The organism is Fimbriimonas ginsengisoli Gsoil 348 (genome assembly GCF_000724625.1).
In the GTDB taxonomy this organism is placed as follows: Bacteria; Armatimonadota; Fimbriimonadia; order Fimbriimonadales; family Fimbriimonadaceae; genus Fimbriimonas; species Fimbriimonas ginsengisoli.
On sequence record NZ_CP007139.1, the window covers coordinates 2,593,531 to 2,616,703 of the forward strand.

The 23,173-nt window shown below is 62.5% G+C and carries 16 protein-coding genes; 15 read left to right on the top strand and 1 reads right to left on the bottom strand.

Annotated features, from left to right (window positions below):
• Positions 1-5 precede the first annotated feature (5 nt).
• From OP10G_RS11895 to OP10G_RS11965, 15 genes are all read left to right on the top strand, one after another.
• Positions 6-7,295: a PQQ-binding-like beta-propeller repeat protein gene (locus tag OP10G_RS11895; protein ID WP_025225666.1), complete on the top strand. Its 7,290-nt coding sequence runs from the start codon at positions 6-8 to the stop codon at positions 7,293-7,295.
• A gap of 185 nt (positions 7,296-7,480) precedes the next feature.
• Positions 7,481-8,797 (top strand): type IV pilus assembly protein PilM, encoded by a 1,317-nt coding sequence (gene pilM, locus OP10G_RS11900; protein ID WP_025225665.1) that lies wholly within the window; start codon positions 7,481-7,483, stop codon positions 8,795-8,797.
• 3 nt (positions 8,798-8,800) lie between these two features.
• Positions 8,801-9,733 (top strand): hypothetical protein, encoded by a 933-nt coding sequence (locus OP10G_RS11905; RefSeq protein WP_025225664.1) that lies wholly within the window; start codon positions 8,801-8,803, stop codon positions 9,731-9,733.
• A 12-nt stretch (positions 9,734-9,745) separates the two neighbouring features.
• Positions 9,746-10,621, top strand: a complete 876-nt coding sequence (locus OP10G_RS27205; RefSeq protein ID WP_025225663.1) for a hypothetical protein — start codon at positions 9,746-9,748, stop codon at positions 10,619-10,621.
• 44 nt (positions 10,622-10,665) lie between these two features.
• Positions 10,666-11,367: a hypothetical protein gene (locus OP10G_RS27210; RefSeq protein ID WP_025225662.1), complete on the top strand. Its 702-nt coding sequence runs from the start codon at positions 10,666-10,668 to the stop codon at positions 11,365-11,367.
• Positions 11,368-11,440: 73 nt separating this feature from the next.
• A complete protein-coding gene (locus OP10G_RS27215) occupies positions 11,441-12,172 on the top strand; it encodes a hypothetical protein (protein WP_025225661.1) in 732 nt (243 codons plus the stop codon).
• A 40-nt stretch (positions 12,173-12,212) separates the two neighbouring features.
• Complete coding sequence (locus tag OP10G_RS27165) at positions 12,213-13,868, top strand: type II secretion system protein GspD (RefSeq protein ID WP_025225660.1); 1,656 nt, start codon at positions 12,213-12,215, stop codon at positions 13,866-13,868.
• A gap of 120 nt (positions 13,869-13,988) precedes the next feature.
• The gene (locus OP10G_RS11930) at positions 13,989-14,504 is read left to right on the top strand and encodes a shikimate kinase (protein ID WP_025225659.1); all 516 of its coding nucleotides are present in this window, start codon (positions 13,989-13,991) and stop codon (positions 14,502-14,504) included.
• Positions 14,501-15,517 (top strand): 3-dehydroquinate synthase, encoded by a 1,017-nt coding sequence (gene aroB, locus OP10G_RS11935; protein ID WP_025225658.1) that lies wholly within the window; start codon positions 14,501-14,503, stop codon positions 15,515-15,517. Before OP10G_RS11930 ends, aroB begins: the two co-directional genes overlap by 4 nt.
• Complete coding sequence (locus OP10G_RS11940; RefSeq protein WP_025225657.1) at positions 15,514-15,738, top strand: hypothetical protein; 225 nt, start codon at positions 15,514-15,516, stop codon at positions 15,736-15,738. Before aroB ends, OP10G_RS11940 begins: the two co-directional genes overlap by 4 nt.
• Positions 15,735-17,522, top strand: a complete 1,788-nt coding sequence (locus tag OP10G_RS11945) for a protein kinase domain-containing protein (protein ID WP_025225656.1) — start codon at positions 15,735-15,737, stop codon at positions 17,520-17,522. The genes OP10G_RS11940 and OP10G_RS11945 overlap by 4 nt, the downstream gene beginning before the upstream one ends.
• Entirely contained in the window at positions 17,519-18,166 is a 648-nt protein-coding gene (rpe, locus tag OP10G_RS11950; protein WP_025225655.1) for a ribulose-phosphate 3-epimerase, read from the top strand. Before OP10G_RS11945 ends, rpe begins: the two co-directional genes overlap by 4 nt.
• Complete coding sequence (locus OP10G_RS11955; RefSeq protein WP_025225654.1) at positions 18,163-18,483, top strand: hypothetical protein; 321 nt, start codon at positions 18,163-18,165, stop codon at positions 18,481-18,483. Before rpe ends, OP10G_RS11955 begins: the two co-directional genes overlap by 4 nt.
• The gene (gene ribD, locus OP10G_RS11960; protein WP_025225653.1) at positions 18,461-19,477 is read left to right on the top strand and encodes a bifunctional diaminohydroxyphosphoribosylaminopyrimidine deaminase/5-amino-6-(5-phosphoribosylamino)uracil reductase RibD; all 1,017 of its coding nucleotides are present in this window, start codon (positions 18,461-18,463) and stop codon (positions 19,475-19,477) included. The genes OP10G_RS11955 and ribD overlap by 23 nt, the downstream gene beginning before the upstream one ends.
• 57 nt (positions 19,478-19,534) lie before the next feature.
• A complete protein-coding gene (locus tag OP10G_RS11965; protein ID WP_025225652.1) occupies positions 19,535-20,605 on the top strand; it encodes a stalk domain-containing protein in 1,071 nt (356 codons plus the stop codon).
• 87 nt (positions 20,606-20,692) lie between these two features.
• On the opposite strand, the gene yicI is transcribed toward OP10G_RS11965, so the two are convergent.
• Positions 20,693-23,008: an alpha-xylosidase gene (yicI, locus tag OP10G_RS11970; RefSeq protein WP_025225651.1), complete on the bottom strand. Its 2,316-nt coding sequence runs from the start codon at positions 23,006-23,008 to the stop codon at positions 20,693-20,695.
• Positions 23,009-23,173 lie beyond the last annotated feature (165 nt).

Sequence of the window (23,173 nt, forward strand, 5' to 3'; positions counted from 1 at the left end):
CTTTAATGGGATTTAGAAAGAGCATCTGGTTGGGGGTCGCGATGATGGCGACCACGCTCGCGGGAGCGCAAGCCGTCTACGACTTCTCGACCTTGGGCGGACAAAACGCGCGTTCCGGGCGGAACGGAGATCCCCACGGCACAAGCCCGGGGCGGACTCCGGGGCCTCGTTGGTCAAAGCCGGATGGGCTGAACCTCAAGACGTTCAAAGTCGTTATCGACCAGTCCGACACGCAGACGGCGCAAACGCCGGCGCCGGTCGATGGCGGCGACGGTTTCCCGTGGGACCTCAACCCGTACGGCTACGTCACCTCGACGCAACAGGCCACCGACCCGTGGAGCAGCCCCGCCAACGCCAACGCGTGGGCTTCGCCGGTTTACGACAAGTACATTCGCTCGCAGGCGAACGCGGGGACCGGAGCGCCGGTCAATCACAACTACCGGACTCCTCCGTATCTTTTTGCCAAATGCACACCGTCCCGTGCGGATAGCGACTACATCTCCAGCACCGGCAACTTAAGCACCTTCACCTGGCGATTTACCGGTACGGGCAACACACCGAAGAACTACGCGATTAGAGTACAGATTCCGGTCGGCCCCACGATCGTGGGTGGCATAAGGACCCTGCCCCAGCGCTACTATGCCTACGAGGTCCACTACGGGGTCGCTGGTCAAGGCGTCTTCAGGGACATCGTCGACACCTACACGAAAGACAGTGGTGGCTGGGTTCGCCTCGGCGCCGGCGGTGCGCCGACCGACATGGTCATCCCGTTCGACGGGGTCAACCCGATCACGGTCACGCTTTACAACACTGTCCCGCGCAATCCTCTCACCGGCAACTTCACGATGCCGACCTCGTCGAACACCGGGGAGTTGGGGCTCGACAAGTATGTCGTTTACGCCGACGCGGTTCGCTTCGACGAGAACCCCGGTTACTACGACGCCAGTCCGGTGGCGCAGCGCCTCGTCGACGCCGATCCTCTCTCAACCACGGTCACCGCCGCGCTTAACTCCTTGAGCGTTGGCAAGATCGGCGGCCTCGCCACGACCTTGGTCAAGGGCGAGGTAACCAACTACAACTACGCGAGCGGAGCTCAGCGATGGCGTTGGTCGGCCCTGGAAGAGGGTGATTTCTCGAAGATCATCGACAACGAAACGAACATGTCCGGGTTCGTGGACGATTCGACGGCCCGGGCGATTGATGGACAAGCGGGGACCGCCCCCGTCAGCACGACGGACGCGAACAACGACGGCACCACGGAGCCGACGGCGTTCGTAACTTACGACTCGGGTAAGAACGGCGGCGCAATCCTTCCAGACGACTTGTACGACATTTATGTCTACCTGCCTGGCGACGATGCGACGCATCAGTACGGCCGTAGCATCCGATACGACATCGTTTCTTATAGCGGAACCTTTAGCTATCGGCTTGATCAAAGCCTAGCCAGAGGCTGGGTCAAGCTCGGCGACCGCCGGTTCGAAAACATAAACGACGTTGCGAACGGCGGTGTGCAGCTCAAGGTGACGGTAACCAACCAGTCGAATCTGGCGGCCGACCAAACCAGAATCGTCTATGCGGATGCGATTCGTTTCGTCGGTCAGGCGAACTACGCGATTCGCTCGACGCCCATCCATGCGACGGCCCTTATTCGGGACAACGACGCCCTCGGCACGTTAGTCTCGAGGAAGGTCGTCGTCGTAGCCGATGAAAATGGCGTCCTCCACTGTCTCGACGCCACCGGCAATCCTGACAATACGACCACCGAATACTGGCGATACCCGAGCACGAGAGACTCAAACGGACTGGATCCGAATCTTGGAGCGCCGGGCGCGCCTGGACCTGACTACAACGGTCCCGACTCGACTCCCGCGGCTGAACGGTTCGCCACTATCGCGCCGATGAATGGCTTCAATCTGAGCAGTGGATTGGTCCAGCGAATCGGCGGACAGGACTATCTCTTTATTGCTAACCAAAACGGCCGGGTCTACAAGATCGACATGGCCGGAAGGGGAGACTTCAACAAGGGGGGCCGTACCATCGGAACGACCTTCCGAGTTTGGACTTTCCCCGCCACCTACCCAAGCGCGATCCAGTTCCCGACCGGCTTCCGGTCGATCGAAGGATCGGTCGCTTACGGTGAGCCGAATAACGTTCCGACGATCTACGTGCCGACGATGGAAGGGCGTCTCTACGCGCTCGCCGCGATCGGCAACGCGGCGGACAAGTCGACAACGGTGTCGTGGACTTTCCCCGCCCTGAACGCGCCGACCACGGGCGCCATGGCTACTACCCCGGCGGTTCGCTTCGGCAAGGTCTACGTCGGAACCCTCCGTAAGTCGACCACCACTGGCGACCTTCCGGGTCGGTACTACGCGTTAGATTGGGTCAACGGCACTCAGCAATGGGTGTTCCCGAATGACGTGGCCGGCACCCAAGGAAACACGACGCGCCGCACCGATGACTTCTTGGCCTCACCCGCTTTGGCCGACGGTACGGAACTGGATCCGGCCGCGCCGGTTGGCACGCCGGGATCGCTCTTCACGATCAATCAAAACCGCATCGTCTACTCGCTCAATGCGGAAACCGGCGCCATTAACTGGCAGACGGACGAGCTGCTTTCGGGAGGCGAAGCTCCGCTCACCTTCACCTGGAAATCGGTGCTCGACAGCACCGGCGTCTTCCAGGCAGTCCCGGTCGTCCTCGTGCCTACCCAGTCGGGTCTCTTCGCCGCCCTGTTCGCACGGGCAGCGGATCTCGAAGTCGATGGCACTCGTACCGCTTGGGGCCGATTGACCCAAGGCGACTACAGCCGCACCCAAATGGCGGTCGAGGGGCTTGCCCAAACCGATCCGGCCACCAATCCCGCGGCCTGGATGTATGGCGCGGACACGGGTGGATTCCTTTACGCTTGGAACGACGCCGCCGGATATACCGGCACCGGCGACGCTCCCGGCGCGGATTACATCGTGGCCAACGACCCTCGAGGCGCGGTCTACCGCAAGACGAAGGTCAAGCTGATCACGCGCTCCACCTACCAGGCCCTGCGGCTTCCGACCGGCGGCGCGGGTCACTACAACTATCCGACGGCGATCGGCAAGCCAGGCCCGGGTACGAGCCCCTCCGGAAACTTCGTGTTCGAGTGGGGGCAAACCGCTTACTTCCTCGTCTACGACTTCCCGTTCATCACCAAAGACACGAACGGCGACGATATCGATCCGCCGGTGGTGAACATCTCGTTCAGCACCGACGGCAAGACTCTGCGCGGCGTGGCGATCCAAAGCCGGCAGTTCAGCAACCCGGCGACCGCGCCGACTTTTAACCAGGCCGCTCCGACCAGCGTAACGCTGCCGGCGCCGGACGGCGACTTGCCGATGGACGGCTACGCGATCCTGGCATTCCCGCTGCAGAGCAGTGGAGCGAACTCGCTGCCTCCGGGCGATGGCGACGTCTCCGTCTCCATCTCCACGGCGGCGCTGAACACCAACAACATTCAGCAGACGATCGGTTTGGATCCGAAGAGCTCGCGAAAGACTTTCCAGATCGCCAACCCCTTGGCGATCTTCGTTGGGCCGGCCACCGTCAACGGCTCCTCGCTGACGGCGACGAATCCGTCCGTGCCCACCGGCGCGAACCCCTACGGCATCGGCCTCAAGACCGATCCGTGGAACGTCGAGAATCTCGGTAACGGCTCGTTCGATGCGGGTGGAGGGCACCAGTCTCAGCTCACCAGCTCGGCGCCTCTCAGTAACCACGGTGGAACGACCAAGTCGGTCGTCTACCTGGTGGACCGATCCATGATGTCCTTGCTTCGCGCCGACGGCCTTACCCAAGGCCTCGATGGGGTCCGCGTATATCGGCGCGACCTGGCATGGCAAGGTTCGTCCCAAGCGGTCATCAAACCGTTCAGCAACCTCTATCCGAACTTTGAGGATCTCCCGGTCAACTTCCCGAACAACAGTCTCGACTACCCGGATATCCGGCGCGAGAACATTAGCTTCGTGAAGGACCCGAACGGCTCCGCGGAGAATCCTCTGTACCAAAGCGGCGTCACCCTGTTGCCGCCACTCGACAAGACGACTCTGAACCAGGCGTCCAAGGGTGCGATGGACGAGGACACCCTTCCTCAGAACCGAATCTTTAGGGCGGTACCGCTCGAGATCACGGTCGACGTTCCGCGCTACCAGCCGCCCAACAACTACTTCTCTCTCTCGTCGCTGAACCCGGCCGCTCTCCAAAGTAACTCTCTGGGGAATACCGCCGCGGGCAAGGCGTTCCAGCAGGGATACATCGGCCGGTTCGACGTCTTCGTCGATTCCAACGGCAATGGACGGGTCGATACCACGACCCGCGAGGCATACCGCTCCTTCAACTTCGCGACCGGCATCGACATGGACGAGCGGCTTAGCGTCACCACGCCCACCGTCGACCTCGGCGACCTCGCCGCGAGTACCGGCTACGAGCCGAATATCAGGCCCGGCGTCGGATTCACGGGGACTAACACCCCTTTGAACATCTTCCAGCCTTGGTTCGGCAAGTACACGCCGATCTTCAAACCGTTTGGCGTGGCGAACGAAGGAAACGTGAACCTCCTCGACGTTCGGTTGGCGAAGGTCGCCAGTCAGAACGGCTCCCCGGTTCAAACCCTCGGCATTTACTCTACCGAGAACGATTATCGCGGCTACCTAGACGCGGCGTTCGACGTCTGGAGCGATGTGGACCCCGCCTTCGGCGTGGGACCCGATGCTCAGCACCGGGTTATCCTGCAAAAGCCGCGAGTTCAGGATCGGGTCCCGACCCGGCTTCAGTCGAACCCGGTTCGACGTGAAAATCCGAACCTCGGAGTGACCGGCCTTGTAAAGGTCGCCGGCGAGCCGAATCCGTTCGAGGACGTGCTCAACCCGACCTTGGTCGGAACGGTCGGAAATCGATCGCTTGCCTTCCAGCACGCGCAGAACAAGGCCAAGGCTGGGATATTCGCCCCCGTCGTCGGCGCCAGCGTCCCAATCGGCTTCCCAGTAGGGAAGTACGCCGAGCGGATCCGGGTGTTCGAGAACTCCAACCACAACTTCGGATTCGGCTCGCCCCTCTGGGACACCGCGACCGACGCTGCCGGACGTGGTACCGAGCCGTACACCGATCAGGGATTCCTGCTCTCGTTCAACGTCACCGAGACGCGTCTGACCAATGGTCCGACGACCCCGACGACGCCGACGATGCTGGATGACTCTATCGCCGGTGGTTCGGCCGGACAGTTCAGAAACGCCAATATCCAACCTGCCGGAGCTCGCGACGTCTACGGCTCGTTGCTGATGGCGTTCGCATCGAACCGACCCTCGTGGGATGCCACGGTCGCCAACGTGGACAACGGCGCTTACAAGCTGTTCTTCGCCACATTGGATAACCGCGGCAACTTCACCGGGAGCGGATTCACCGCGCCACCCGCCATCTCGCCCCTACGCGATCTCAACGCGTGGCAAGGCTCGACATCCTCGCAGTGGTTCCGGCAGGCCGTTCAGGGTTACCCCTCGACGTCCGTCGCGACGCTGTTCGGATTCCCCGCGGCGTCGTTGCTGCCGGGCACGCTTAAATACGGCAACCCGGCCTTCCCGGCGCTCGGCGCGCAGGACCCGTACTCGCTCGGGAATAACTTCACCGGCCTGTACATGGCGTTCACCGGCCAGGCTCAGCACACGAATCCGGACGGTTCCGTCCAGAACGATTCAAGGCTGTTCATGTCGGTCGTCACCCCCGGCTCGGCGGGGACGATCACAGTCACGCCTACCCCGGCCGTCCTCGCGGACGACCCGCAGTCGGTCAAGGGGCGCCCAACTCTCGTGCAGTCCGGCGGTTCCGGCTCGTCGACGGCAATGGTGTTCTATCCGGTCACCTCGGCGGGGCAGAGCAGCATCCTATACACCCGGTTCAACGGGTCAACCTTCTCGGCGCCGTCGGCGCTGCCGTTCGGAAGCGGCTTTAGCGCTGTCTCCGCGCCCAGCGCGGTCGGACGGCTGTATGCCTCCGGTCGAACCGATCAGGCGCCGGTCGTGGAGCTCACGTTCCAGGGCAAGCTTCGCGGCCGTCCGTACCCGGAGATCTTCCTCGCCCGGCTCCGCACCAGCGGGCCGAACGGGGTGCCGAGCGCCAATCCGGATCGTATCTTGGAGGATATGACCGGCGCGGTCGATCAGGCCAACGTGTTCATGCCTCAGGCGGAGATCGGCAACGAGCTCCTCACCAAGGAAGGGGAAGCGGGTCTTTACCGTTCGCGCGGCGTGCAGTGGCAGCCGGGCTCCCCGATCCAGCTCACGCAGATCCTGGCGGGCACCGCCACCGAGCTGTTGCTGACGAATACGGCGGTCTACGACCAGCGGACAGGCATCGTCTCCTTCGACACCCGGCTCGGCGGCAAGGTCTTCATGGATCCGGCCGTGGGTACCGTGCGGTTCTCCAGCTCCGTTCCCTCGCGGAACGCGCAGATGTTCCTCACGTACACGCCACGCTTCCTCCGGATCTCCGAGGGTGGCGCGGCGGGCTACAACGATCCGACGGGGCTGTTCGACGGCCGTCTGATCACCGATCCGACCTTCTGGCGCACCGCCAGCAACGCTCAGGCCGATTTCTCGACCACGGGCGTGGATGGCCGGCAGCTCTCGAACGACCGAATGATCTTCACCTACAACCGGGCCACCGTCGGCACCGGCCAGGCGGCGCGGCCGTTCATTCAGACGATGCGGTTCGGAGTGAACCTCCCGTATCGCATCCCGACGCTCGACAACGGCACCGCCGGGCTTGTGATCGGCAACTCCACGGTCAACCCGATCGTGAGCATCACCTGGACCGACGGTGGGGCGTCCGACGCGTTCCAGCTCGATCCGGTGCGGGCTTCCGCGACGGGGAACTTCACCTCGTCCGGCAACGGCCAGACATTCAATCAGGCCAGCCCCGGCCAAGGCGCCATCTACTTCCCGTCGACGGACGAAGGAAGGTCGGTGACGATCAAGCACTACGGGATGGATGAGGCGGGCCGGATCGTGAGAGACGCGGGTAACGCGCCGGTGGTCTTCACGACCATCGCCAAGGTCGCGCTCATCCCCGAGCGCACCGAGGCGCCGCTGCCGATTCAGACGGCGGTCAACGAATCGAACCTCCTTTCGTTCCTCGACCCGTTCACCTACGCCGCCGAGCGGCGGCCACCGATGGTGTGGCTCCTTTGGACGAGCACCCGAAACGGCAGTCCGGACCTGTACTTCGAGACTATTTCGCCAAGATGGTCGTCAATTCCGATTGGCCGTTAAATCGAAAATAGTTGGCTTTTGGGGGCGGAGAACGATAAGTTCCCGCCCCCAATCTTATTCATCCGAACTCTTATGCATGGTTGACACGTCCTCATCGCGTGTTCAGCGGGCGCTTTGGCTTGTTGACACCGCCTGGGGGGCGATGATAAGATGGTCACCCAGCGGGGGGAAGGGTTAGTCAGGCTATGGCCAAAAAGCTCAGCAGCGTTCTCGGCGTAGACATTGGAAGTCATCAGATCAAGATTTGTGAGATACGTACCCAGGGCCGAGAACCGATCGTTACTGCGCTCGGAATGATCGACACGCCCGAAGGTGCCGTAGACCACATGGCGATCTACAATCCGGAGGCCGTCGGGGCCGCTCTCAAGCAGGTGATCTCGCAATGCGGGGCAACTGTCGGACAAGCGGTCGTGACGATTGCCGGGCAGGGCGCGGTTCTCGTGCGTACGGTCGAAGTACCGCGCATGAATCCGACCGAGCTCAAGGACCACATGCAGTGGGAGGTGAACCGCAACGTGCCGTTCGCCGAATCCACCATCGTTTCAGATTTCAAGCCGCTCAAGGATGAAGATCCTAACTCGGCTCAGATGGACGTCGTAATGGCAATCTCGCCACAGTCGGCCATCGACAGCGTCATCGAGTGCATGAAGAAGGCAGGCCGCCAAACGGTCGCTATCGACGTCGAGCCGCTAAGCATGGCTCGGTCGTTGCAGACGAGCTATGACGACCTTCTTGGCGACAAGACGGTTTGCATGGTCGACATCGGCCACAAGACCACGTCCATCAACATCTATCGCGGCGAGAAGCTCATTATGCCGCGCCAAGTGCCGATCGGCGGCGAGATGTTCACCGGCGCTCTTGCCGACGCGTACACCATGCCTTTGGATGAAGCCGAAGCGATGAAGCGCGAGCGGCTGGATATCCCGGAGAGCGCGGGGCTCGCTCAGTCGCCCACCCTCGATCCGTTCGGGATGGCCGATCCTACGCAGGGTTTCTCGGCTTACAACCCGTTCTCCGACGATCCGTCGGCCGCTTTTAATCCGTTCCCGGCCGACGTGGCTCCCGCCGCTCCCACGGGCGGATACGCGGCAGAGGATTTCGACCCGATGGCGCCCGTCGATCCGTACGCGGCTTCGGAAACCGGTGGGCAACCGCCCGTCGCGGAGACGGCTCCGGTCGTCGCCGAGAACCCCGAAGCGGCTCGGATGTATCAGGCGATCGCCCCGGTTCTCGAGGAGTTCGTCGGCGAGGTTCGCCGTTCGATCGAGTACTACCGCAGCCGTGGCGGAAACGTCGACGCGGTGGAGATTTGTGGCGGCGGCGCCAAGATTCGGGGACTCGCTCCCTTTCTGACCCGATCTCTCGGGGTTACGTGTGACGCTTACGACCCTCTCCGGCGTCTCAATTTGAACATGCGCAAAGTCGCACCGGCGTTTGCCGACGAGCACCGACAGGAGTTCGCCGTCGCCGTTGGAAACGGCTTGCACATTTTCTTCGAGTAAGGCATGAAGTTAAACCTACTCCCGACTACCGTCAGACGAGGCGCAAAGAGCCGTACGGCTTGGATCGCCTCCATTCTGATGATCGCATTCGGCATCGGCGCTGCGGCGGCGATGTCGATCATCTCCTCCGGCCAGCTCAAGGAAGCGCGGCAAGCGGTTGCGGACAAGCAGGAAGAAGCTGCTCGCGCATATGCCCTCTCAACCCAAGCGGATGAGATCGTCGCCAAGGCCGAAGGGGTTATCCGCAATAAGAATCTGGCGACGGCGATGCTCTCGCACAACGGGGTCTATCCGGATCTCTACCAGAATTTGTTCCGCTACAATCCGCCTTACTTCCGCCTGACCTCGATCACGGCCAGTCCGGTCGACGCAGAGACCGCTACCGTCACGATGACGGGCACGATTTCGACGTACCAGCAGTACGCCGACCTGATGCTCGCCGTGATGCGGAACCCGCGCGTTAAGTCGGTTGCCCGAGCCGGATACCAGGATACGAAGGATTTGTACGTCCCGCCGCTGCTCCTTACCGACCAGCAAGGCAAGCCGCACAAACCGGGCGAAACGCCGATTCCCGACGATCCTCTCGAACGACTCGCGTACTTCCAGTCGCAAGGCCAACCCGCCGGATATCTTTCCGCCGGAAACTTCGGCTCGGGCACGGACAACGAGCGCCTTGCGAAGCCGGGCGACTCCCTGATCACTCTGACGTTGAACGTTGCGGCCAATTTGCAGGTCCCCAATCCGCGAGCCACCTTGGCGGCGAGCGGCGGGGGAGGAGCATCCGTGGGAACGACTCCGGCTAGCGGACCGCTTGGCGGAGCCGGCGGGTTCGCTCCCGGCGGACCTCCTCCCGCAGGCGCCCCTGCCGGTGGCGGCAGCGCCCCTAAAGGGGCTGGCAAAGGTCGCGGTAAGGGCGGCGCCGACGACTCGGATTAAGGAAGCATTAGGATGAAGCTCAGTCCACTTACCATCATTATCGTCGGCATCTGCCTCATGCTTCCGATGCTATCGCTCGGCTTCTTCATGTATTGGAGTCCCAATATGGCGGAGAAGAAAATGTATGAGGACAACTTGGCCCTGCAGGAAGCCGAGATCGCTAAGAAGCCTCAGGCCGAGAAGCGAGTCAAGCAGGCCTACAAAATGGTTGCCGACGCCACGGCAGGTTGGTCCAACGTCGTCGCGGTTCACACGCCTCCCAAGGGAGTGGAGAATGGCGGTATCGACCTTGCCGTCAACCCTGCGCAGTTGAGCGTCGATACTCACAAGTTTCGGAATAGCGTTCAGCGCGCGCTGAACCACCAGTTGAAGGCGGGCGGCGTCACCGTGGTTAACGGACCGTACGTGAACGACTATCCGTACGACGGACCGGTCAACTCGATTCTGTCTACCTACTACAACTATCCGACACCGATTCCGTTTCCGGTCGTGATCTACGATCTCGGTACGGTGACGGTGCAGGGGACCTATAAGCAGATCTTCGATAACATGCGCGCTTGGTCGCGGATGCCGCGTTACCTCGCGGTGGCCGACGGTCTCCGGCTGGATGGCACCTCGCCTAATCTGACCGGAACCTATAACCTGACGCTCGTCGGCTTCATTCGCGCCAAGACGATCGCTCCCGCGATCAGCGAAGGAGTTGCCGCGGCGTCTACCGGTGGTGGCGGCTTCCCCGGCGGCGGTGGCTTCCCCGGCGGCGGTGGCTTCCCTGGAGGCCCTGGTGGGTTCGGAGGTCCTCGGGGGCCTGGTGGAATTCCCGGCGCTCCGGGCGGCGGTGGCGCTCCTGGCACCATGTCGGGCTCGGTGGGTGGCAACGCAGGGAGATGAACGAGCCTATGTTGACTCGTCGTAGAATAGAAAGAGACGTTCGGATGAATAAATCGCTTCAGATCCTTGCTTTGAGCGGAGTCCTGGTTGCCGTGGTCGGTTGCGGCGCTCCGGAGCCTCCTCTCGCCGCGCCGACGGTAACGCTTCCCGCCGTCAAGGTTAATTTCTCGACGGAGGCCGGAGTGCCGCCCACGGACGGAGATCCGAAGATGAACTTGGTGGCGATTCGCCGCGCCGCCGCTCGATCGGGCGGCGCTCGCTCCGACCCGTTCGCATTGCGACCGGACGAGCAGCAGTTCGAGAAAGAGCAGAACATGGAGCGGATGTTTGCCGAAAACGGTACCTTCCAAGGCCCCCAGTTCGAGCCGAAGGACGCGGTCGTAGTGCCGCCTCCGGTGGTGGAGCCGCAGCCGTACCGTCGTTTGGCGGGAATCGTCGTCGGCGACTCCGTTCTTGCGATCATCGACATGGGCAACGGCTCGACCGAGCTGATCCGGCCGGGAATGAAGGTCCCGGGCACGGAGTGGACGGTCGTCTCGATCGACGAGGAAAAGGCAGTCCTCCGACGCGCCGGCAACCGGCTTCCGAAGCAGATTGTCGTACGGCTCGAGCTGCCGCCTGCCGGTATCGGCGGGAACAACGGCGCACCGGCCGGTGGCGGCTTCAAAGGACCCGGCGGCGGCCCTGGACCGGGCGGCGGCGCCCCAGCGGACGTCGGTGGCGGTCTGGGCGGGAACGGCGGTTAGATTTTCGTACAGAGATACAATTCGACCAAAACGTAAGGAGATTTCGGCCTTCTGAAGGTTCGGAGGTTTGAGAATGAATAAAAGTTTAAAACTAGCCCTGAGCACCGCTTTCGCGGTCTCCATGCTGAGCGCGCTGCCAACCATGGCATCCGCTCAGCAAGATATGGGATCCGTCATGAACAAAGTCGTCCCTTCGCTGGAATATCAGCAGGCCGACGTTCGGGAAGCTTTGCGCGCGCTCTTTAAGAACGTGCAAGGCGTGTCCTACACGATCGCTCCGGACGTTCAGGGTGTGATCACCGTGAACCTGAAGTCGGTCACGTTCGAGACGGCTCTCCAGAGCATCACCCGACAGGTCGAGGCGACCTACCGGGTCGAGGGTGGCGTGATCAACATCATCCACCGCACGGTCGACACCAACAACGGCGTGCCTAGCGACGTGACGCCTCCGCCGGATACGAAGGGCAATAAGGTTATTCGCCGCATTCGGATTCGAGCTGCGGACCCGCAGTTCATTGCTCTGCTCATCGGATCGGACAAGGGAAGCCAGAACTTCGTGCTTGCGCCTGAGCGAAGCACGATCGAAGGCGCGGCCCAGGCCGGTGGCGGTCAGGGCGGCGGCGGCCTCGGTGGCGGCGGCGGTCTCGGTGGCGGCGGCTTCGGTGGCGGCGGCATGGGCGGCGGCGGCTTCGGCGGCGGCGGCATAGGTGGCGGCGGCATGGGCGGCGGCATGGGTGGACGCGGCGGCGGCGGCTTCGGCGGCGGCGGTGGCTTCGGTGGTGGCGGCGGCGGCTTCGGCCGATAGTCGAAAGGATTCATAGGGAAGAGGGTTGAGGAGGAAAGAAATGCGTTTGAGCTGGGCCAAGATGGCGCTTTTGACGGTGCTTACCGGGGTTGTGGTGGCGCCGCTAACGGCAGCCGTTGCACAGCAGACGTCCAATGAAGGGGTCAGGCTCGACCTGACCCTGAAGGACGCGGACATGATGCAGGCGACGAACATGCTGTTCGTCCGTGCGGGGATTTCGTTCGTCGTGGAGCCAAGCTCCGAACCGTACAAGAAGATCACTCTGAAGATCGACAACGTCACGGCTGAGGAGGCGGTGGGCTACATCTGCCAGGCGGCAGGGGCTTACTTCCGGCGCGACGAGAATGGTGTTTACATCATCAGCCAGCGAAAGCCTGCGGTTGTGGGACCGACGGCCCCGGCTGCGCCGACCAAGAAGCCGATGCTTCTTCGGCGCGTCAAGCTCCTGCGTGCGGATGCGCAGCAGGTCTACGACATGGTCATGTTCCGGATTCCGTTCGACTCCAATCGCGGATTCGAAGCTCTGAAGAAATTCACGAACTTCAATCAGCAGGATGCGAGCCGGATCTACGGTCCCAATGCGAATGTCCAAGCCCAAGGGCTCGGGCAGACGTTCGGGCCGGTGCAGGCCCAGAATCCGACGCGGAACTCCAATGCTCTAAGCGCCGCCGAGAGCGGCTCAGAGATTCCTCTTCCCGGTGAAGAAGCGGCCAACCAGATCGGCGGCGGTCGCGGCGGCGGCGCTGGCGGCTTTGGCGGCCAGGGCGGCGGTGGCGGACTTGGCGGCGGCGGCGGCCAGGGTGGCATCGGTGGCGGCGGCGGTCAGGGTAATGCCAACCTTACTGGCGGCCAAGGCCTCGTGCCCGAAGGGATCGACTTCATTTCTTACGACCCGACCGACAACAGCCTGGTCGTTCGAGGAGATGAGGATGCGATCAACACTCTGCAGGGTTACATCACGCTCTTTGACGTGGCGCCCCGGCAGGTGCAGATCAAGGTCGAGTTCATCACGACGACCCAGACGGTCGACCGCTCGTTCGGAACCGAGTTCCTGTATCAGCGCGGTTCGATCATCACCGGTACTCGCCCGGGATCGTTTGTAAGGACGGGAGATCCGATCTTCCTGAACTACGCGGTCGGCGATGTCACCGCCCGGCTCCGAACCTCTCTCACCGAGGGTAACGGTAAGGTTGTCAGCGCTCCGATTCTTCGGACGCTGAATAATCAGCCGGCGTCGATCACCAGCTCGATCTCGACAACGATCTTCATCAACAACACCGTTGTCTCCAACGGCGCGGTTGTGACCACGTCGAACCCGATCCCGCTCACGGCGACCACGCTCCTCGCGGTTGCTCCTCGTATCAACGACGACAACACGATCACGGTCTATCTGAGCCCTCAGATTCAGAACTTTGTCGGTTCGTCCCGTGGACCGAACGGCGAGCAGATTCCGAATACGGTCGTTCAGGCGATCTCGGTTGTCGCCCGCGTTCGAAACAACGAGACGATCGTGCTGGGTGGTCTGACCCAGAAGAACGAGGACAACGGTTCTACCCGAGTCCCCGTCCTCAGCGAGCTCCCGATCATCGGACAGTTCTTCCGCTTCGGCACGAAGACCAAGACGAACAGCGAGCTCCTTATCTTCGTCACGCCGTCGATCGTCGACGACGAGACGCAGAACGCCGGCGGGCCATAGTCTAAACTCGCTAGGTAAACCTCGAAAGCCCGGAGGCGCACGCGTCTCCGGGCTTTCGGCATCGTAGATGGGCTGTAAAATCAGAAGGTCTTCCAATTAGGAGGATCGAGACCGAACAAAATGGACCGCTGCTGGATTTTGCTGGGGATGATGGGGGCGGGTAAGTCCTCTATCGGCCGTGCCCTGGCCGAGCTTTCCGGGCGAGAGTTCTTAGACACCGATCTCCTCATGCAGACCCGCCTTGGCCGCCCCATCCCCCAGATCTTTCAGATCTACGGCGAATCGACCTTCCGAGACCACGAGACGAGCATCCTCCGGAGCCTGGAGCCCCACGCGGCGGTACTCGCCACCGGCGGAGGAATCGTGTTACGCGAAGAGAATTGGAAGGAGCTCCGCCGGCTTGGGATCACCATCTTCCTCGACGCCTCGGTGGAGACCATTACCGACCGTCTTGCCAGAAGCAAAAAGAAACGCCCCCTTCTGCAGGTCGAGGATTGGCCCGAGCGGGTCGAATCGCTCCTTGAGCAAAGGCGCGAGCTGTATCGGCGGGCCGACATTACCGTCGCCGTCGACGACGTCGATCTCGAGCTCGGCGCCCAGCGCGTTTACGACGCTCTGCTGGGGGCGACCGCGTGACCATTCGGCACTCCTTCGGCTCGTACGAAATCGTCGACACGCCGTTGGAAGCGCTCTTGAACGCGCTACCCCCGTCCTCGTTCGTCATCACCGATCAGAACGTTCAGGCGGCCCTGTCCCTGCCCGATCTGCCCACGCTGGTTCTAGAGCCGGGGGAAGGGAATAAGTCGCTCGCCGTGTACGGGCGGTGTCTGGAATGGCTCGCCGGCGCGGGAGCCTCGCGCCGTTCTACCGTCGTCGCGCTCGGGGGCGGCGTCGTGGGGGATTTGGCCGGGTTCGTCGCGGCGACCTACATGAGGGGAGTGCCTTTCGTTCAGATCCCCACTACTTTGCTGGCCCAGGTCGATTCTTCGGTCGGAGGCAAAGTGGGACTCGATCTCCAAGCCGGAAAGAATTTGGTCGGCGACTTCTATCCCCCGACCGAGGTCAGGCTGTGCGCCGAGGTTCTCGCCACCCTTCCGGAAAGGCAGTTCAATGCCGGGATGGCCGAAGTTTGGAAGTACGGCGCGATCATGGACGCGGATCTGTACGCCCGCCTGCGTCGGAGCCGGCTTCACGCCGGCCATCCGTACCTTTCGGCCGTCGTCAAGCGGTGCATCGACCTCAAGGCGCATATCGTGGAGCACGACGAGTTTGAGACGACCGGTCTGCGCGCGATCCTAAATTTCGGCCACACGGTGGCGCACGCCATCGAGAGCTTGACCGGCTACGGGCCGGTTCTACACGGCGAGGCGGTGGCTATCGGAATGGTCGCCGAGGCGCGACTCGGAACCGAGCTGGGAATAACCCCGGCCGGTGTCGAAGAAAACTTAAGAGAATCGCTTACCGAAGCGGGACTTCCGACCGTCCATCCGTTGTTGAACGATACGGAAGCGATGTTACGCGCCATGCGTCGAGATAAAAAGGCGGTGGAAGGACGTCTTGCCTTTAGTCTGTTGACGCAGATCGGTAGATGTAAACTTGTCGAAGGGGTTCCGGAAACAAAGGTGCGCGACGCGCTTACCGAAAGATGAAAAGATTGCGGACGGCATTGGCTTGGATAACGGTGGTCCTGCTGGCGGCTGGTTATGCCGCCAGCCAACTCATGTTTTTTCAAGGCCGTTCGCAGCCGTACGCGGAAGCCGTGGACCGGCCGCCGGTAGCCTATCTCGCCGGCGCTTTGCTGTTGGCGATCGTCGTCTTCGGCTTCATCCCGGATCGCGAGAGTGAGGATGCAGGGGCGGACGACTCGTGATCGGCTCTATTCTGCGAGGCCGATACGAGGTCACCGGCCTCGTCTCGGATGGCCCTGTCTTTGCCTGTTACTCCGCCCGTGACCGGCAGGCGGGTAAGGATGTGGCGATCCGGGTCTTCAAGGCGCCGTTTTCGCGCGACACGGTCTTCGTGGAAACGGTGCGCGATACGGTGGCCAAATACCGCCCGCTTCAGAGCAGCCACATCGAGGCGCTGTTCGATGTGGAGCAAGACGAGCAGAATGCCTTCATTGTCGGTGAACTCACCCGCGGGCCGTCGATGGCGGATCGCATCCGCAAGCTCGCTCCGTTCTCCATCCAAGTCTCGGTGGCGAGCGGAATTAGCCTCTGCGCGGCCCTGGATGGCCTTCACCGCGCCCGCGTGGCCCATGGCGACCTGAACCCCCAGAACGTAGCGGTCCTGGCAGACGGCGACGTTAAGCTCCAAATGACGGGGATGTGGGAGGCTTACTCCGGCAGCGCCACCGCCGCCGCGATGGTCTTGCCCACCATGTCGCCTTATCTGGCGCCCGAGGTGAGCTCTGGAGCGATGCCGAGCCCGCGATCGGACGTGTACACCGTCGGCATTCTTCTGTTCGAGCTCCTCTCGGGAAGGCTGCCGTACTACGCGGAGACCCCGGTCGCGATGGCGCTGCAACACGCAACCACGCCTACGCCAACGGTTCGCTCGATCAATCCCTCCGTCCCGTCGTTCTTGGACGAGGTCGTAAGAAAGGCGATGTCGAAGGACCCGCTCCTGCGCTATGCGGATGCGAACGAAATGATGACCGACCTAAAGGCTCAGCAAGACGCCCTTCGGTTCGGTAAGCAGCTCAACTGGCCGCTTCGAGCCTCTGCGACGGCAGCGGCCTCCACCGGCTCGCCGAAGCCGGGGAAACCGAAAGTCAAAGTCACCGCGCAACCTCAACGCGTCGCTCCCCGAATGTCCGCGATCCGGGGCGACGAAGAGGACGAACGCCCCCGTCGCGAACGGGCGGAGCGTGACGTACCGGTGTGGGTTCTCGTGGTTCTCACCTTCATGGCGGCCGTAGCCCTCAGCTTGTTCGGAGTCTGGGTGCTGTTCAACCTCAATAAGCCGCGGACCGTGACGGTGCCGAACGTGAAGGGGCTGTCGGTGAACGAGGCAAGGGCGGTGCTGAAGGATAGCAAGCTTCAAATGCGCCTCGGCGGCAAGCAGCCGAACGACCGCGTCGAGATGGATCACGTCATCGAGGTCGATCCTCCGGCCGGGGAGAAAACTCGGGAAGGAGGAACGGTCTCGCTCATCGTGAGCTCGGGAAGCCGCTTCGTCGCGCTGCCCGACCTGCGCGGGATGACGGTGGACAAGGCCAAAACCGTTCTCGGCAATCTCAACCTCGAAGTCGACGAAAACATTCAGCTTGCCCCCGATCCGGTGATGGCCGAGGGTACGGTTCTCCGGTCCATTCCGGGAGCGAAGGAGCGGGCCGATCACCAGACTCGTATCCGGCTCGTCGTGAGCTCGGGCAATGGAGGCGCCGCGCCTACCACGCCCACGACCGTTCCGACGTTCAACTTTACGCTCCACCTGAAGCTGACCGATATCGTCACCACGACCCGCGTGCGTATTGAGATGACCGACGCCGACGACACCAAGACGATCCATGACGAGGATCACGAACCGGGCGACGCGTTCGATGTTCCGGCCACTGGCAAAGGGAAGGAAGCGACCTTTAAGTTCTTTTATGACGGCGCTGAGGTGAAGACGGTGAAGACGAACGAGAAAGGGGAGACGGTCCAGCCGTGAAACACTCCCTCGCGCCGTCGATTCTCTCGTTCGACCTTACCAATCTGCACGAATCCGTCCGCACGTTCCTCGCTGCCGGGGCCGGCATCGTCCACCTGGACGTGATGGACGGCCAATTCGTACCGCCGATCACCTTCGGCGATTCGTATGTCCGGGCGCTTCGCTCCATCGTCCCGCAAGCATTCTTCGAGGCTCACCTCATGACGTTAAGCCCGGAGAGACACTTCGAGGCGTTCGCGGAGGCGGGATGTGGGCGGATTCTCTTCCACGCCGAGGCCGGCGTTCACTCCTATCGCCACTGCCAGACCCTGCAGTCGATGGGTGTAGAGGCGGGAATCGCAATCAATCCGGGGACTCCGGTGGAGTCCGTCGTGGAGCTGCTCGACGTCGTCTCGCTTGTCCTCGTGATGACCGTAAACCCCGGCTGGGGTGGCCAATCGTTTATTTCCTCGGCCCTTGAAAAGGTCCGCCGCATTCGAGAGCTGCGACCGGAGCTGAATATCGAGGTCGACGGTGGGATCGACCCCAAGACGCTCCCGATCGCCCAAGCCGCCGGCGCCAATGTCTTCGTGGTGGGCAGCTACCTCGCGAAGGCGCCGGACCTTACGGCCGCGGTTCGAGGGCTCATGGAGCAAATGGGATGAAGGCGCTGTCGACGAAGGCGGTCAAGCGGATTACAACCATCCTCGTCGTGTCCGCGTTCGTCTTCATGTTCGCGGGGCCTCGCGTCATCAAGCGCCCGCCTCAAATGACGGCCAAGCGGTTCGCCGTCCGCTTATTCGTCTACAGCGGAGCGCTGGGCCTCTCCGCGGTCGGCGCTCTAGTCGGCGCCTTCGTGATCATGCGACGCGAGCAGGCGGTGTATCGAGAGAAGGCGATGGAGAATATGCGGGCCCTCATCGAGGCGACCCGGCAGGACCGATTACAGAAGCAGGAAGATGGCGAAGACTCCGACGCCTGACGAGCGCCTGATGCGCCGGGCGATCGCCCTCTCTCGCCGCGGTTTCCCGGCTCCCAATCCGCACGTTGGGTGCGTCCTCGTCCGCGACGGCGAGATCGTGGGGGAAGGGTATCACCACCATGCCGGCGCTCCTCATGCCGAAGCGGCCGCTCTTTCGGTAGCGGGCGAACGAGCGCGGGGCGCGGACGCGTACGTGACCCTGGAGCCCTGCAATCATTTCGGGCGCACTCCGCCCTGTACCGACGCGCTTCTACGCGCGGGTGTCCGCCGAGTCGTGGCGGCATGCCCCGACCCGAACCCGGTGGCAAGCGGAGGTCTGGCACGACTTGCGGAGAACGGGGTCGCAACCGAAATCGGCTTGCTGCAGCAAGAGGCGGAAGCGGCTAACTTCCGGTTTCTCAGCGCGATGCGGATGCGACGCCCACATGTCACGATCAAAGCTGCCGTCAGCCTCGATGGACGCATCGCCCTGCCGAGCGGCGAAAGTCAGTGGATCACAGGTCCGGCCGCCCGGCGAGAAGGGCATCGGCTGAGGGCGGAATGCGGCGCCGTGTTGGTAGGGCGGCGCACCGTCGAAATGGACGACCCGCAGTTGACCGCCCGGATACCGGGCGTGGTTAACCAACCTCTACGCATCGTCCTCGACCCCCGAGGGCGTCTCACCGGAAAGGAACGGGTCTTCGACGCCGCCGCTCCGACCAAGCACGTGACCGGTCCCGTCGACCTCAACGAGCTGCTGGTCGAGCTCTTCAACGACGGCGTGACGAGCCTTCTCGTCGAAGGTGGGGGAACGACGATCGCGGGCTTCGTTCGATCTCGGCTGGCCGACGCCGTCGAACTCTTTTTAGCCCCAAAGCTCCTCGGCGACGGTCCCTCCTGGCTCAACGGTCTCGATTTAGGAAACTTAGCGGAAGCGCCGTCGTTAGAAATAGATAGGATCAAGCGACTAGGGCCGGACTTGCGGCTCTCGGCGCATGTCCGGTACCGGTCGTAACTTCTTCCGCTGGAAAGCGTCGAAGCGATCAGAACCCGTTGGAGGGACCCGCTAAAAATGTCCAAAATTACGCTCCGTTTCGCCGCGCTCAGCGCCTCGGTCCTGGCCTTCGCTATCCCCACGCTTAGTCAGGCCGGCACCATTTTTCTCGCTCGCGACACGGTCGTCCCGGTCATCATCGAGAATGATCTCACGATGCGGGGCGCCCGGGAAGGGGACCGGTTTACCGCCCACGTGGACGGAGACCGCGACCTTCCCTTCCGCACTCGCCTGATCGGCCGAGTGGCGCGGGTAGAGCAAGACCACGGCGACCGGCATGCGTTTCTCGACCTCGAGTTCACCGACGTGATCCTTCCCGACGGCAGCCGCCATCCGATCGACGCCGTCCCGGTCTCGCTCGACCGGCGGTACGTGGATCGCCGAAGTGACGGCCGGATGGTGGTCAAGGAGGACGCGCGAAAGAAAGAGGGTTACGTCCTCGGCGGCACCGTCGGCGGATTCATCCTCGGCTCGATCATCCACAAGCAGGCGGAAGCGACCGTTTTGGGGACGCTTGCCGGGATCATCGCCGCCGAGACCGACAGGCGGAACGACGGCAACACTGTCCTCCAGAAGGGACAACGGATCGGCGCGCTCATCGAGCGCGACAGCACCTTTGAAACGTACGACCGCCGCGGCCGCCGCGACCGTGGGTATGACGAGAACGACGATCGCTACGACCGCCGGCGGGACGAAAACTCTCGGAGAGACCGGTCCCGAGACGATCTGCCGCCGCGAGATCGCGAGATTGTCCTCGCCTACGACAATAAGGATCTCACGTTCAGCCGCGATGCGCGTCCCTATCGCGAGGGGGAAAGCGTTATGATCCCGCTCGAGGAAACGGTGAAGCAGCTCGGTTTTACTTTCGAACGAGGACGCACCAACGCGATCTACATCGAAGGCGAAGATTCTTCGCTGCGCTTGGAACAGGATTCCACGGAGGCGCGTCTCAATGGGCGTAGGGTGACTCTTGCGACGTCCGTCATCGAAAAGGACGGCGTGCTTTACGCTCCGATCGAAATCCTCGCTTCTATTGCCCCCGGAAAAATCCTGGTCAACGGAAACCGAATCACCCCTCGGACGTTCTAACCCAAGAGGCTTACCTCCTCCCCCCAAAGCCCCGTCGCTAGCCCTCAGCGCGGGGCCCTTTTTTGCCTCTTACCGCCTAGCTTTTCATCAATTGCTAGCCGACGAAGCTCCGCCCTCTGGCCGCAACGCCAACCCACGCGTTCCTGCTTCCCCCAAACCGACAAGCACTACGGACCAGTTCTTCACGTCGCCATCGACTTTGGCTTCGTAGCGCTCTCCGGTGCGAGTCACCGAAACCGTACCGGCGATTCCGCCCGACATCGTCGGTACGACCGCGGTGGCGGTCACGCCGTCGTCTAACGCGAACACCTCGAAGGTCACGCCGTCGGCGAAATCGTAGTCCGGGCGTTGGTCGACGGCCCCGACGGAGATGATCGAATTCGGCCGAACTAGCAGCGGTACCGACAGGAATCCGTGCGTCTCCCGCACCCACTTCGGCCCGACGATCTCCTCCCCTGAGAGGAAAGAGGTCCACCGCCCGGCGGGCACGTAGTACTCAACCTCGTGGTCGGAGAAGACTGGGGCCACGAGCAGCGACTCGCCGAGCATGTATTGCCGGTCCAGCGTGTGGGCGGCCGGGTCGGCGGGGAATTCGAGGAGCATCGCCCGCATCACGGGCATCCCCTGCTCGTGTGCCTCGACCGCGGCTCCGAATAGGTACGGCATGAGCCGGCATTTGAGCTTGGTAAAGAAGCGAAGCGTGTCGCACGCCTCGTCGCTATACTGCCACGGCACCCGGAACGAGCCGCTGCCGTGGAGCCGGCTGTGGGAGGAGAGGAGGCCGAACGCCACCCACCGCTTGTACAGTGCCTCCGGCGGTAACCCCTCGAATCCGCCGATGTCGTGGCTCCAAAAGCCGAAGCCGGAGAGGCAGAGCGACAAGCCACCCCGAAGGCTTTCCGCCATTGCCTCGAAGTCCGACCAGCAGTCGCCACCCCAGTGGACCGGGAAGCACTGGCCGCCTACCGTGGCCGACCGGGCGAAGAGCACCCCTTCTCCCGTCTTCTCCTTCAAGAGATCGAAGACGGCTTGGTTGTAAAGCTGGGTGTAGTAGTTGTGCATCCGGACCGGGTCGGAGCCATCGTGGTACGCCACGTCGGTCGGGATCCGCTCGCCGAAGTCGGTCTTCAGCGCATCGACGCCGATGTCGATCACCTCGGCGAGCTTGCCTTGGAACCACTTCGTAGCGGCGGGGTTGGTGAAGTCGACGATTCCCATCCCCGGCTGCCACATGTCCCATTGCCACACGTCGCCATTCGGCCGTTTCATCAGAAAGCCGCCCTTTTTGCCTTCCTCGAACAGCTTGGAGGCCTGGGCAATGTACGGGTTGATCCAAGTGCAGATCTTGAGGCCGCGAGCCTTGAGCCGCCGGAGCATGCCGGCGGGGTCCGGGAACATCGCCGGGTCCCATTCGAGATCCGTCCAGTGAAATGCCTTCATCCAGAAGCAGTCGTAGTGGAAGACATGGAGTGGCAGGTCGCGATCCTCCATTCCTTGAATAAAGCTCGTGACGGTGGCTTCGTCGTAGTTCGTGGTGAACGATGTGGAGAGCCAGAGTCCGAACGACCACGCGGGCGGCAACGCGGGGCGGCCAGTGAGCGCCGTGTACTTGCGCAGCACCTCTTTCGGCGTGGGGCCATAGATGACAAAGTACTCGAGCACATCGCCCGGCACGCTGAAGCTGACGCGCGAAGTCCGCTCGGTGCCCACCTCGAACGAGACCGGCCCTGGATCGTTGACGAAGACTCCGTACCCTCCGCTGGTTAGATAGAACGGAATGTTCTTATAGGCCTGCTCGGAGTTTGTCCCGCCGTCCTGGTTCCAGATGTCGACCGTCTGCCCGTTCTTGACGAACGCGGTGAACCGCTCCCCAAGCCCGTAGACGTTCTCGCCGACGCCAAGCAGAAGCTGGTCCTGGATGTACTTCTTATCTTCGTCGACCGTCATCAAGGCCGTCGACCGCCCCGGGCTCCGCGTAATCACCTTCCCATCGGCCACAAACTCGATCGCCCACCCAGTTTTTGGTACACGAACCGAAAGAGGGCCCGAAGTAAGAATGACCGCATGAGCCCCCTCACCCTCCTCGGATGTATGTGCCGACGAGGGTGAGGGGGTTGGGGGTGAGGGAGTCCGGCCCTCGGCATCGGGAAACAGCTTGAAATGCGGCCCCCGATCGACTCCGCCCTCGAAGTGCGAAATCCGAACCCGGATCACTCCATCCATCGGGGCCGAGAGGCGAACTGTAAGAACCGGCCCACCGAGCGTATCCCCCCGATGCCGGATGTTCGAGGTCGGCGCCAATACCGTAACCTCCTCCGCCCCCGCGCGAACCTCATACGCCTCCGCGGCATAAGCAGCCCGCACCCCCTTCCGCATCATCCAGTTCCCATCGGTGAACTTCATCGCTGCGGGCTTTTATACCGGTATCGCGAATGAATCAACTTGAATCAACCAACGGACGCTGAGGTGGCGTAGGCCTCGGCCTCAATTTGAGTTGAGATTTGCCCCGGTCCCGCGGCTTGGGCGAGCGCAACATCTAATCGGGAGCGCGAGTTATTCGGTTATGCT